The sequence below is a fragment of the Cytobacillus eiseniae genome, from assembly GCF_017874625.1.
GTDB lineage: Bacteria > Bacillota > Bacilli > Bacillales > Cytobacillaceae > Cytobacillus > Cytobacillus eiseniae.
Genome location: NZ_JAGIKZ010000007.1, coordinates 49,449 through 61,703 on the forward strand (window position 1 = coordinate 49,449; position 12,255 = coordinate 61,703).

Genomic DNA, 12,255 nt, shown 5'->3' on the forward strand with positions numbered 1-12,255 from the left:
GTTTTGATAATTCTTTACGTTATCAAATGACTTGTTTCCCCTTCATAGATTAGAATACCCGCTTTTGGATTTCATATACATCAAGTACAAAGTTTTTCTAAAAAGTTTCATGACGATTTATTAAACAAGATTTGCCCTCTAAATTGGACAATTTCCAGCTGCATTTTTACAATAGAAGTAGTAAATAGGGAAGGACGTTTGAAAAATGGCGCTTTTGCAAATTGAGAATGTGACAGGTGGCTATACAAGAAATCCTGTGTTGAAAGATGTTTCATTTACTGTGAATGAAAAAGAAATTGTAGGATTAATCGGATTAAATGGTGCTGGAAAGAGTACAACAATTAAGCATGTGATCGGTCTAATGGAGCCACATAGCGGTGAAATAAAGATTAATGGTAGCTTATTTCAAAAGAATAAGGAAGAATATCGCAGGCAATTTACCTTTGTTCCTGAAACACCGATACTATATGATGAGCTTACTCTGAGGGAACATTTAGAATTAACGGCTATGGCTTATGGGCTTAAACCATCTGAATATAAGGAACGGATGGAAAAATTGCTGAAGGAATTCCGCATGGAAAAACGTTTGAAATGGTTTCCAGCTCATTTCTCAAAAGGGATGAAGCAAAAGGTAATGATTATGTGTGCGTTTTTAGTTCAGCCTTCTTTATATATTGTGGATGAACCTTTCGTCGGTCTTGATCCGCTTGGGATTCAATCCTTACTTGATATGATGAAAAAAATGAAGGAAGAAGGCGCAGGCATTTTAATGTCTACACATATTTTAGCAACAGCGGAAAGATATTGTGACAGGTTTGTAATTTTACATGAAGGTAAAGTGCGGGCAAAAGGAACATTAACTGAATTGAGAGAGCAATTTTCAATGCCAGATGCGACTTTAGATGATATTTATATTCAACTGACAAAGGAAGAAGATTATGTTTGATGAGAAGGTATTATGGAAAGAGCGGTTAAGTAAAAGAACGAAAGAGCTAAGCAGTTACTTGCGATATATATTTAATGGCCATATTGTTATAGTTCTTGTCTTTCTGCTGGGAACGGCTGCGTTTTATTATCAGCAATGGTTAACGACTGTTCCTGAGCAATTTCCGGCTGCGTGGATTATGGCGATCGTCCTTGCTTCTATCCTTACATATAGCCCGATCTTCACCTTTCTTTCAGAGGCAGATCGCATTTTTCTTTTGCCGCTTGAGAATAGACTGAATGGATTTTTCCAACGGGCAAAAGTAGTCAGCTTTTTTCTGCATGCCTATTTGCTAATTATGGGCTTAGCTGTTTTTATGCCGATGTATGCAAGAGTGAATGAGGGAGATTTCCAAGCATTTCTTCCATTTTTGCTTGCGATACTCGTAATGAAAGTGTTCAATCTATTAATCCGTTGGCAAGTGCAATATTATGTAGAAAAAAATATTCACTTAATTGATTCTTTGATTCGCTTTGCTGTAAACACAGTATTTTTATTCTTCTTATTTTCAAATGAAGGGCTCTTATTCCTACTTCCAGAAGTATTCTTATTAGTGCTTTTGCTCCTTTTTTATCGTAAAAGCACATCGAAAAAAGGATTAAAATGGGAATTTCTAATTGAGCAAGAAGAAAGAAGAATGTCTTCCTTTTATCGTTTTGCCAATATGTTTACCGATGTCCCGAATTTACGTGATCGGGTAAAGAGACGCCAATGGCTTGATTGGGTATTTAGGAAGCTTGCGTTTAAACAGGAAAATTCGTTTCATTACCTATATATCCGGACGTTTCTGCGAGCAGGGGATTATTTTGGTCTCTTTGTTCGGTTAACGCTCATTGGGGCAGGAGGGATTTATTTATTATCGTTTGGCTATGGACAAGTTTTACTTATGCTCCTGTTTATGTATTTAACAGGGTTTCAGTTATTGCCTCTTTGGAATCATCACCAGAATAAGCTATGGGTGAATCTTTATCCGATTGAGGCGGGTGAGAAGGGAAGAGCATTCAAAAAAATATTGGCCAATCTTTTATATGTCCAAGCGATTCTATTATCAATTGTTGTCCTTTTAAATGGAGAGCTGCTGCTTTCGATTATTTCCTTTGTAGCTGGAATGACCTTTAGTTATTTCTTTGCTCATATGTATGCCCCTAAAAAGCTATCATTGTAATCTTTTGTAATGAAACCTTTCTCTTATGGCAATCGTATATTTTAGTACAAATGAAAAAGGGATGGGTAGCGCATGGATGAATATAATCTAACCGTCGTTCAGGAGATTGATGACTGGAAGCGTCGGATGAGAAGGAAGTCGGGTATTCTTAATCGTCTTTCGAAAAAGGCACAAACAAAAGTGAATAATTGGATTCCAGAGAAAGCACATCAGGTTATGACTGAAAGCATTAAGAATATGGTAAAGGCAACGCTTGTCGGCTCAAATATGACGACTAAAAAGAATCAACTAGCATTCCCTTCATTAGCTGAGATGGATGAACAATTAATGAAAAAGCTCTCTACTTACCGAAAGACGGCAATCGTCGAAGGTGCGGGTACAGGGGCAGGAGGGATTCTGCTTGGGTTGGCTGATTTTCCGCTCTTATTATCAATAAAAATGAAGTTTCTTTTTGAAGCAGCCACCATTTATGGCTTTGATACAAATGAATATGAGGAACGGCTCTTTATTCTACATGTATTTCAGCTTGCATTCTCTAGTGATGAAAAGAGAAAGGAAATGATGGAAATTATTGAGAATTGGGATAGGAGAAAAACAGAACTAATGGACATGGATTGGCAGGAGTTCCAGCAGGAATACCGTGACTACATTGATTTTGTGAAAATGCTTCAGCTCTTACCTGGAATTGGTGCTGCTGTTGGTGCAGTTGCTAATAATAATTTATTAGAGCAACTTGGCGAGGTTGCAAAAAATTCCTATCGAATACGTAAATTAAAAACAGCTCCCAAACCTGATTGAGTTTTGGGGCTGTTTTTTGAGTGGATAAAACTAGTTATTAGCCTTTATGGTGATATTGAATCGCAGCTGTACCAAGTGTTTTCGCGGCAATTAACATCGCTTTTTCGTCAATATCGAATTTTGGATGATGATGCGGATAATTTTCATCTGTGTAAGTAGGTTTCGCGCCAGTAAAGAAAAAGGTTCCTTTCACATGCTGGAGATAATAAGCAAAATCTTCTCCACCCATATGTGGTTCAGTTTCTTCAATTGACTGTACACCATCAATTTGTTCAGCACAGTTTATTAAAAAATCGGTTTCTTCTTTATGGTTTACAACAGCAGGATAGCCTTTTACGAATAAATAATCATAAGTACTATCAGCAGTGTAGCATGTCCCCTTTGTAATCCGTTCAATTTCCGATTCAATGAATTCACGTACATCTTCATTAAATGTACGAACTGTTCCGATTAGCTTTGCTCGATCAGCAATGACATTAAAGGCATTATCTGCCACAAAGGAACCAACAGTGACTACAGCTGAATCAATCGGGTTCACTTTTCTGCTGACGACTTGCTGGAGGTTCATCACTAATTGTGAGGCAGTGACAATTGCATCCTTTGTTCGATGTGGCTGTGCACCATGTCCGCCTTTTCCTTGGATCGTAATTTCAAAGCGGTCTGCCGCCGCCATAACTGGCCCCACACGGTACTGTATTTTCCCTACTGGTTCTGATGCCCATAGATGCGTTCCGAATATTACATCCACTTGATCTAAACAACCATCCTCGATCATTGAGATGGCCCCACCTGGTGCATATTCTTCGGCATGCTGATGAATGAGTACATAGTTTCCTTCTAGCTCCTCTTTTAATTCATGCAGGACTTTTCCAAGAACTAATAAAGTAGCTGTATGGCCATCATGCCCGCATGCATGCATTACACCGGGTACAAGTGATTTATATGGCACATCTTTTTCATCTTGAATGGGCAATGCATCGAAATCAGCACGCAGAGCAACTGTCTTTCCAGGCTTGCCTCCATAGATTTTTGCGACGACTCCATTTCCGCCAACTTTACCTTTTACTTCTATCCCTAAATTTTCATAATAGGCTTGAATGTATGCAGCTGTTTTTTCTTCCTTAAATGATAGCTCTGGGTGCTGGTGAAGGAATCTTCTAATTGAAACCATTTCATCATAATAACCTTCTAATCTACTAAATAATTGATTCAATTGTTTCCACTCCCTATATTTGAAATTTTTTCACTATTATAACATTTATATAAGGAAGAGTACGAACTTGAACACCTTTTTAATAGATGAAAAAAAGACAAAAATAGGTTAACATGTCTTATACATTAGCCGTGAACAGTTAAATATCAGAATCGGCATTTGATTTGTAAAGGAAGTTTTGTAATGACAGCAACAATGACTTATATAAAGATGTGGCAAAATGCTTTAAAGGCAGAAATTCAGCATTTAAAGAAAGAGGGAAGTACAAAGTATCGGCTATTGAATGGTCGCATCTTAACGCAAGGAGAGACGAATACGTATTTTTTCGATACGTTTGCTCCATTGAAAGTCCCAGTCGGTTCTGCAGTAAAAATTGAATGGGGAAAGAAGATCACCGATGGCCGTATCCTCTCCTCGGAAGGGAAAAGTGTCATTATTGAAATCGCTGAAAACTTAGGTGCCTCCCTTTCTGAAGTGTATATGATGTATGATCCGTGGGAATTGCTTGATCAGCTTTTCCAGCGCTTGGATGAAATGAAGGAAAGCAAACGGAAAAGGGGAAGAATTAAAAGATTAATGGATCCGTCCATGCCAGCCAAACACCCGACTGATAAAATTAAATCAACAGTTCATGAGCTGATCCTGCGAACGAAATATAACCCGATTACATTCGTATGGGGCCCTCCTGGAACAGGAAAAACATATACACTTGCTAGAACGGCTGCGAATAAATACTTAAAAAATCAGCAAGTGCTTGTTCTTTCACATAGCAATCAGGCAGTCGATGTGTTAATGGCGGAAGTTTCGCTATTTCTGGAAAAAAACAGCCACTTACATGAAGGTGACCTCCTAAGGTATGGTTCACAGGATGGAGCAGCCATTCAAAAGCGGCCCTTTTTAACAGCTACCCATTTAATCGAAAAGCATCATGCTGATTTGGCAAAGGAAAAGGTTGGTTTAATAGAAGAACGCAGGTTGATTAAGGGGGACTTATCTCAATCTTTTAGTAAAAGGGATTCAGAATATCTCCTTTCAGTTGAAAAAAAGCTGACATCCGTGTTAGAGAAAATTCGCCAAAAGGAACTTGAGTTTTTGAAGGAAGCGAAGATTATTGGAACAACTTTAGCAAAGGCAGCTAGTGATCCAGCCATATATGAAAAGGAATATGATCTAGTCGTTATTGATGAAGCAAGCATGGCCTATGTTCCACAGACTGCATTTGCTGTATCCTTAGCAAAAAGGGCCATTATTTGTGGTGATTTTAAACAGCTCCCGCCAATTGCCTCTGCCAGACATCCACTAGTTAGTGAGTGGCTAAGGGAGGATGTTTTTCGAAAATCAGGTGTTGCTGAATGGGTAGATAAAGGAATTCTGCATCCGCATTTATTTCTCCTTAAAGAGCAAAGGCGGATGCATCCAGAGATTTCGTCATTTACGAATAAATATATTTATCATTCCCTTGTGGGGGATCATAAGAGTGTGCTGAAGCTAAAAAGTGGAATTGCAGAGAAACAGCCATTTAAAGAAAGTGCATCGATTCTAATTGATACATCAGGTGCAGGAGAGTACTGTCTAACAGACCGCTTTTCAAAATCGCGAATCAACCTCTGGCAAATGCTCTTATCTTTTCAGCTAATCTATGAATCCTATGTAGGTGGCGCTAAATCAATTGGTTATGTGACACCCTATCGTGCACAAGCTGTGCTTATGGAAAAGTTACTTAGTGAGTGGGATGAGAAAGAGCATTTTGATGCAGATATCATTGCTGCAACTGTTCACCGTTTTCAAGGAAGTGAACGGGATGTCATGATTTTTGATACAGTGGATAGCTTCCCACAGGATCGTGCAAGCATGCTACTGACAGGGAAGGAAAGCGAGAGATTACTAAATGTAGCGATAACGAGGACAAAAGGGAAATTTATTCAGCTATGTGACTATCATTATGTCCAAAATAAAGTCTACAGAAATAAGATGTGGCGGAAGCTTGTTGAGCATCAGCGCGCAGAAGGGAAGTCAATTAGTCCTTCAGAAATTGGCACGTGGATCAAAAATGAGCATCCAAGCCTTCAATGGATGTATGCAAGAAAGCTAGAGAAGGTCAAGCAGGATATTCATTCCGCAACAAGCAAGATCGTTATTTCTCTTCCAAAGGGTGGGCAATTAACAAAGGAATGGGTTGATCTATTATCTAGTCGAAGTAAAGGCATTGATTTGCTTATGATGAATGGAGAGCAATCAATTGAGTCATTTTCATTTCCTTTCATTATAATCGATGAGCAAATCCTTTGGTTTGGGCTTCCAATTGAAGCCAATTTGAAAGCAATGCCTCCGTATATAGCAGCAAGAGTTGATTCGAAAATGTTAGCAAATTACATTCTTTCTTATATTGTTGATTGAAAAAAGGATAGGAGCATAAGTTTCAGTAAGCGAATAAATCTGCTTCCTTCTTTTTATAGTTATGTCAAAGATGACTGAGCTTTTTATTGAAAATAGCAACAGATTTAGCATAGGTTTTAGCCAGTGGGCAATGGCTATTGGTCACACGGTGAGATCGATTTTAAAAGTGGTGCGAAGAAGGTCCGCACTGATCGGTTGAGTACCCATGCGGATAAATAGGCGGAAAATTTCCGCTTATTTCATGATTTTTAATAAAAAAAGCTCAAATAAGCGGAGAAATTCCGCCTATTGCTTTGAAAAACTCAAAAATAGGGGATTCTTTATTGAATAAGCGGAAGAATTCCGCTTATTTTCTCCAAAAAGAGCTTCATTTTACATTTAACCGGAAAATTTCCGCTTATTTTGCTTTTGCTCGTTTCCCGGTTATGGAGAAGACATCTAATTTAGATGGAAGTGAGGTTATAAGCAGGGACGTTCTCTAGAAAAATGCCTCATCAACTAAAAACACAAGTCACTAGATTATAAAAACGCAGAGGATGTGAAACCTCTGCATTTTACTGTGTAATTTTATTGTCTCAAAGTATACGCTTGATATTGACCTTACGAACCCTATATTTCTACTTCACAACCGAACAACTTAGATTTGTTTCCTTCCTTTTGGAAGAAGTAAAAGCGATCAATGCCAATCTAGTGAGAACATCAAAAATTGTGGTGCTTTCGTTTTTCTATTTCTCTTCAGGGATCCAATATTTCTTCACATAGGAGGAACCGATAAACAATTGTGCTTGTTTATTTGGGACGGTAAGGCTGAATAACTCTTTATAATGTAAAGAAGCTTCCCAATTCATGAAAGCAGCTTCATTCTTCCATAAAGTAAGGACGATATATGTATTGGCTTTAAGTGGGCGAAGTACGCGTAGGGCTAGGAGATCCTTTTGATTAGCCATTTGTTTTGTGTTTTTTAGCTTAAATTCAATTAGGGGTCTGTCTTCATCTATAACGGGTATATTATTCATAACGACCATCCCTATATTATCAATCGAGCCGAAAGAATCAATGACCTGAAAGGACCGAGGTGTATTGAACACAGAGGATTTTTCCGTTTCATGCAATAAGACGGCATTGTACATATCTTGCATAAGATACATGGATTCATGAGGGTATTTTTCTTTCACTTTATATAGGAAATCAAACGTACCGCTTGTCATATGAATATTCATGGTTTCATCCTTTCCATACAAGTCTTTTCTTCATACTATACGATTATTCCGAAAAAAACATTCATTTTAAAAAAATCGCATGTTTTGTCAAATTTTCGACATTTTTCATTGTTGACTATACATATTGGGTAGAAAAAGATACAGTAAACATGGATGAATAGGTGTCAATATTTTTAATCTCCTTACTTATATATTAAAATAATAGTAAACAGATGTTTTGAAAGGTGGATAATTTAATGAATAAAATCACGAATGACACATTTTTACGAGCAGCGAGAGGAGAAAAGACTGAACATGTTCCTGTTTGGTATATGCGCCAAGCTGGGCGTTCACAGCCAGAATATCGAGCGATTAAGGAAAAATACTCTTTATTTGAGATTACCCATCAGCCGGAGCTTTGTGCATATGTAACTAAATTGCCTGTTGATCAATATAACAATGATGCAGCTATTTTATATAAAGATATTATGTCACCACTTCCTGCACTAGGGATTGAAGTGGATATTAAATCAGGGATTGGCCCAGTGATTGAGAACCCGATTCGTTCTGTTGCAGATGTGGAGAAGCTTGGTGAGATCAATCCAGAAGAAGATGTTCCATATGTACTTGAAACAATTAAGCTTTTAACACAAGAGCAGCTGACAGTGCCATTGATTGGTTTTGCTGGTGCGCCATTTACACTTGCAAGTTATATGATCGAAGGTGGACCTTCAAAAAATTATAATAAAACAAAGTCATTTATGCATGCAGAACCAAAAGCATGGTTTGCTTTAATGGACAAGTTAAGTGAAATGACAATTACATATGTGAAAGCACAAATTCGTGCAGGAGCAAAGGCGATTCAAATCTTTGACTCATGGGTTGGGGCGTTAAATGTAGAGGATTATCGCAATTTTATTAAACCAACAATGACACGAATTTTTACTGCTTTAAAAGAAGAAAATGTACCACTTATTATGTTTGGTGTAGGGGCAAGCCATCTTGCTATGGAATGGCATGATCTTCCGCTTGATGTTGTCGGTTTAGACTGGCGTTTGCCAATTAATGAAGCAAGGGAAAGAGGAATTACAAAGGCTGTTCAAGGAAATCTTGATCCTGCACTTCTTCTAGCACCTTGGGAAGTGATTGAAGCGAAAGCGAAAGACATTCTTGATCAAGGAATGGCAAAGCCAGGCTATATCTTTAACCTTGGACATGGCGTATTCCCAGATGTGAATCCGGAAACATTAAAACGTTTAACGGCATTTGTTCATGAATATTCTGCAACAAAATTAGGTAAATAGGTATTTTTGATCAGATTATTTGGTTGTTTCGTGGTTTTTTGACATAATTAGAGGCGGCATAAGAGATTAACAAGAGGTGAAGAATATGACAAGAAAAAAAATGGGTTTGCTTGTGATGGCTTATGGAACGCCATATAAAGAAGAGGATATTGAGCGTTACTATACACATATTAGACATGGAAGAAAACCGACAGAAGAAATGCTTGAGGACCTGGTAGGCCGATATAAAGCAATTGGCGGCATTTCTCCTTTAGCAACAATAACAATGGATCAGGCAAAAGGGCTTGAGTCCCACTTAAATGAAGTACAAGATGAATATGAATTTGTGATGTATCTTGGATTAAAACATATCGAACCATTTATTGAAGATGCTGTTAAACAAATGAATGAGGATGGAATTGAGGAAGCGGTCAGCATCGTTCTTGCTCCACATTTCTCCACATTCAGTGTGAAATCATATAATGGACGGGCGAAAGAGGAAGCTGAAAAGCTTGGCGGTCCCGTGATTCAATCGGTTGAAAGCTGGTATGATGAGCCAAAATTTATTAACTATTGGGTAGATCGTGTGAAAACAACATTTGATGGCATGACAGCTGAGGAAAGAGAGAAAGCAGTCTTAATTGTGTCCGCACATAGTTTACCTGAAAAGATTTTACAATTAGGCGATCCATACCCAGAGCAGCTACAAGAAACGGCAGATCTAATCGCTCGTCAAGCTGGTGTGAATAATTACGCAGTCGGCTGGCAAAGCGCAGGGAATACACCTGAGCCGTGGCTAGGACCTGATGTTCAAGATTTAACGAGAGAGCTTTACGAAAAAGAAGGATATAAAGCATTTGTTTATACACCGGTTGGCTTTATTTCTGAGCACTTAGAAGTACTCTATGATAATGACTATGAATGTAAAGTTGTTACAGAGGAAGTTGGAGCAAGCTATTATCGCCCTGCCATGCCTAATGCACAACCAGAATTCATTGATGCCCTTGCAACAGTTATTCAAAAGAAATTAGCAAATAAATGAATCTAATGTAAAGTAGGCGATGAACCGTGTCGGAAGAAAAGCAGAAGGTTATCATTATCGGTGGCGGTATTGCTGGGCTAACGGCTGCGTATTATTTGCAAAAAGAAGCTCGGGAAAATCATCTCCCTCTTGAGGTGAAACTAATCGAGGCCTCACATCGTCTTGGAGGAAAAATGCAAACAGTCATTAGAGATGGCTTTGTCATTGAAAGAGGCCCTGATTCCTTTCTTGCTAGAAAAATGAGTGCAAGTCGCCTGGCAAAAGAGGTTGGAATGGAAGATTCACTCATTAGTAATACAGCGGGTAAATCATTTATTGTTGCAAGAGAAAGGCTACACTCCATGCCAGGTGGATCGATTATGGGAATTCCAACAGAAGTAGGTCCGTTTATTACAACTGGATTATTTTCACTCCCAGGAAAAATGAGAGCTGCGACTGACTTTATTCTCCCACGTTCAAAACCGAATGAGGATCAATCACTTGGGGCCTTTTTTCGCAGAAGGTTAGGAAATGAAGTAGTTGAAAACTTAATTGAGCCGCTATTATCTGGAATTTATGCGGGGGATATTGATCGATTAAGTCTATTATCTACTTTTCCTCAATTCTATCAAGTCGAACAAAAGCATCGAAGCTTGATCTTAGGAATGAAAAAGTCTGCACCTCCGAAAGAAAAAAAAGTAGAGAAGAAAGAAACAGGCGGATTTTTAACCTTTACAAAGGGGCTTCAATCATTCATCGATGCAATCGAATCTAAATTGGAGAAAGATTCCGTTTTGAAAGGCGTTCAAGTTCGTCATGTTCAAAAAAAGGACAGGAACTATGAAGTGATCATGTCTGATGGAAAGAGCTTGCAGGCAGATAGCATCATAATGGCTGTTCCTCATCATGTAACACAATCAATATTTTCAGATTATCGCTTTTTTGATCCATTTAAAGCAAGTACGATGCCTTCGACAACGGTTGCAACCGTGGCGCTTGCATTCCCTGCAGAAGCGATAAAAAAAGACATTGACGGGATTGGCTTTGTCGTTTCAAGAAATTGTGATTATACGATAACGGCTTGTACTTGGACACATAAAAAATGGCCACATACAGCTCCTGAAGGGAAAGTTCTGCTGCGATGTTATGTAGGACGCCCTGGGGATGAAGCAGTTGTTGATGTATCCGATGATGAAATGATTAAAATTGTCCTAGATGATCTTAATAAAACAATGAATATTACAATGGATCCAGACTTTGCCGTTATCTCTCGGTGGAGAGATTCAATGCCTCAGTATACAGTTGGGCATAAAGAACGAATGGCTAATGCGGCTATACATCTAGAAAAAGAACTCCCAGGTATTTATCTTGCTGGTAGTTCCTATGATGGATTAGGCATTCCCGATTGTATTGACCAAGGAGAAAAGGCTGTCCAACAAGTAGTATCCTTTTTGTCTACTCAAAAAGCTGTCCATTTGTGACAGCTTTTTTTGTTTTTCTAAAAAAATATTTGCATTTAATAATTAGATATGCTAAATTATCTATTATACAAATTGACCAAATTACTAATTCGGTCAATTATTCTCTTTTTAAAACGTGAGGTGAGAAAATGGCAGTCGATCGAAAGCAGCTGATTGTTGATGCAGCTACTAAATCTTTTTCATTATTTGGTTTTAAGGCGACAACAATGGATCAAGTTGCAAAGATTGCAAATGTAGGAAAAGGAACGATTTATACTTTTTTTAAAAATAAAGAAGAACTGTTCGATGAAATCATTAGCTCTCTGATTATTGAAATGAAGAGAGAGGCTGATGAAGCAATGGACTCTTCACTTTCCTTTCATGATAAAGTGCATCATGGGCTTTATCGAATCTTGGAATTCCGTATTAAGCATCAGCTCACCATCAAGCTTTTCCAAGAAGAGAAAGAGATGGGAACGCCTGCAGTGATGGAAGTGATGGTAAAACTCGAAGATGCAATTCTCGGCTATTTGAAGGAGAAAATCATCATTGCGATTGAAAAGGGAGAAATTCAAGAATGCAATCCAGAGGTAACAGCCTTCATTTTGTTAAAGCTCTATATTGCTCTCATATTTGATTGGGAAAAGAAGAATGAACCATTAGCAAAGGAAGAAATCGCAAGGTTGCTTGAACAGTATATCTTTAAAGGATTGTCAAATGGATAGTCCTCATTT

11 protein-coding genes are annotated in these 12,255 nt (G+C 38.2%); 9 read left to right on the forward strand and 2 right to left on the reverse strand.

Features of this window, described 5'->3' with window-relative positions; all coding sequences use genetic code 11:
* Nucleotides 1-205 precede the first annotated feature (205 nt).
* The 3 genes from J2Z40_RS08080 (at nt 206) to J2Z40_RS08090 (ending at nt 2,948) form a co-directional block, all read left to right on the forward strand.
* Entirely contained in the window at nt 206-946 is a 741-nt protein-coding gene (locus J2Z40_RS08080; RefSeq protein ID WP_066392615.1) for an ABC transporter ATP-binding protein, read from the forward strand.
* Nucleotides 939-2,150, forward strand: a complete 1,212-nt coding sequence (locus J2Z40_RS08085) for an ABC transporter permease (protein ID WP_066392618.1) — start codon at nt 939-941, stop codon at nt 2,148-2,150. Before J2Z40_RS08080 ends, J2Z40_RS08085 begins: the two co-directional genes overlap by 8 nt.
* A 72-nt stretch (nt 2,151-2,222) precedes the next feature.
* Nucleotides 2,223-2,948 (forward strand): EcsC family protein, encoded by a 726-nt coding sequence (locus tag J2Z40_RS08090; protein ID WP_066392620.1) that lies wholly within the window; start codon nt 2,223-2,225, stop codon nt 2,946-2,948.
* A 37-nt stretch (nt 2,949-2,985) separates the two neighbouring features.
* On the opposite strand, the gene J2Z40_RS08095 is transcribed toward J2Z40_RS08090, so the two are convergent.
* On the reverse strand, nt 2,986-4,119 hold the full coding sequence (locus J2Z40_RS08095) for a M20 family metallopeptidase (RefSeq protein ID WP_066399151.1): 1,134 nt from the start codon (nt 4,117-4,119) through the stop codon (nt 2,986-2,988).
* A gap of 225 nt (nt 4,120-4,344) precedes the next feature.
* Here J2Z40_RS08095 and J2Z40_RS08100 point away from each other — a divergent pair, with 225 nt between their 5' ends.
* Together J2Z40_RS08100 and J2Z40_RS08105 are read left to right on the forward strand one after the other, a co-directional pair.
* The gene (locus tag J2Z40_RS08100; RefSeq protein ID WP_066392624.1) at nt 4,345-6,558 is read left to right on the forward strand and encodes an AAA domain-containing protein; all 2,214 of its coding nucleotides are present in this window, start codon (nt 4,345-4,347) and stop codon (nt 6,556-6,558) included.
* 323 nt (nt 6,559-6,881) lie between these two features.
* Nucleotides 6,882-7,040, forward strand: coding sequence for a hypothetical protein (locus tag J2Z40_RS08105; RefSeq protein ID WP_157087803.1), 159 nt, complete (start codon nt 6,882-6,884; stop codon nt 7,038-7,040).
* A gap of 243 nt (nt 7,041-7,283) precedes the next feature.
* On the opposite strand, the gene J2Z40_RS08110 is transcribed toward J2Z40_RS08105, so the two are convergent.
* Nucleotides 7,284-7,778, reverse strand: coding sequence for an antibiotic biosynthesis monooxygenase family protein (locus J2Z40_RS08110; protein ID WP_066392629.1), 495 nt, complete (start codon nt 7,776-7,778; stop codon nt 7,284-7,286).
* A gap of 236 nt (nt 7,779-8,014) precedes the next feature.
* On the opposite strand from J2Z40_RS08110, the gene hemE reads away from it, so the two are divergent.
* From hemE to J2Z40_RS08130, 4 genes are all read left to right on the forward strand, one after another.
* On the forward strand, nt 8,015-9,061 hold the full coding sequence (gene hemE, locus J2Z40_RS08115) for a uroporphyrinogen decarboxylase (RefSeq protein ID WP_066392630.1): 1,047 nt from the start codon (nt 8,015-8,017) through the stop codon (nt 9,059-9,061).
* 85 nt (nt 9,062-9,146) lie between these two features.
* Nucleotides 9,147-10,082, forward strand: coding sequence for a ferrochelatase (hemH, locus tag J2Z40_RS08120; protein WP_066392631.1), 936 nt, complete (start codon nt 9,147-9,149; stop codon nt 10,080-10,082).
* Between the two features lie 26 nt (nt 10,083-10,108).
* Entirely contained in the window at nt 10,109-11,542 is a 1,434-nt protein-coding gene (gene hemY, locus J2Z40_RS08125; protein ID WP_066392632.1) for a protoporphyrinogen oxidase, read from the forward strand.
* Nucleotides 11,543-11,670: 128 nt separating this feature from the next.
* Nucleotides 11,671-12,246 carry a TetR/AcrR family transcriptional regulator gene (locus J2Z40_RS08130; RefSeq protein WP_066392633.1) on the forward strand — a complete coding sequence of 192 codons (576 nt, stop codon included), beginning with the start codon at nt 11,671-11,673 and terminating at the stop codon, nt 12,244-12,246.
* The last annotated feature ends 9 nt before the right edge of the window (nt 12,247-12,255 follow it).

What these genes read in the sequence shown, in the direction of transcription:
- J2Z40_RS08080 (WP_066392615.1), top strand. Translation starts at nt 206, where the DNA reads ATGGCGCTTTTGCAAATTGAGAATGTGACAGGTGGCTATACAAGAAAT.
- J2Z40_RS08085 (WP_066392618.1), top strand. Translation starts at nt 939, where the DNA reads ATGTTTGATGAGAAGGTATTATGGAAAGAGCGGTTAAGTAAAAGAACG.
- J2Z40_RS08090 (WP_066392620.1), top strand. Translation starts at nt 2,223, where the DNA reads ATGGATGAATATAATCTAACCGTCGTTCAGGAGATTGATGACTGGAAG.
- J2Z40_RS08095 (WP_066399151.1), bottom strand. Translation starts at nt 4,119, where the DNA reads ATGGTTTCAATTAGAAGATTCCTTCACCAGCACCCAGAGCTATCATTT.
- J2Z40_RS08100 (WP_066392624.1), top strand. Translation starts at nt 4,345, where the DNA reads ATGACAGCAACAATGACTTATATAAAGATGTGGCAAAATGCTTTAAAG.
- J2Z40_RS08110 (WP_066392629.1), bottom strand. Translation starts at nt 7,778, where the DNA reads ATGAATATTCATATGACAAGCGGTACGTTTGATTTCCTATATAAAGTG.
- hemE (WP_066392630.1), top strand. Translation starts at nt 8,015, where the DNA reads ATGAATAAAATCACGAATGACACATTTTTACGAGCAGCGAGAGGAGAA.
- hemH (WP_066392631.1), top strand. Translation starts at nt 9,147, where the DNA reads ATGACAAGAAAAAAAATGGGTTTGCTTGTGATGGCTTATGGAACGCCA.
- J2Z40_RS08130 (WP_066392633.1), top strand. Translation starts at nt 11,671, where the DNA reads ATGGCAGTCGATCGAAAGCAGCTGATTGTTGATGCAGCTACTAAATCT.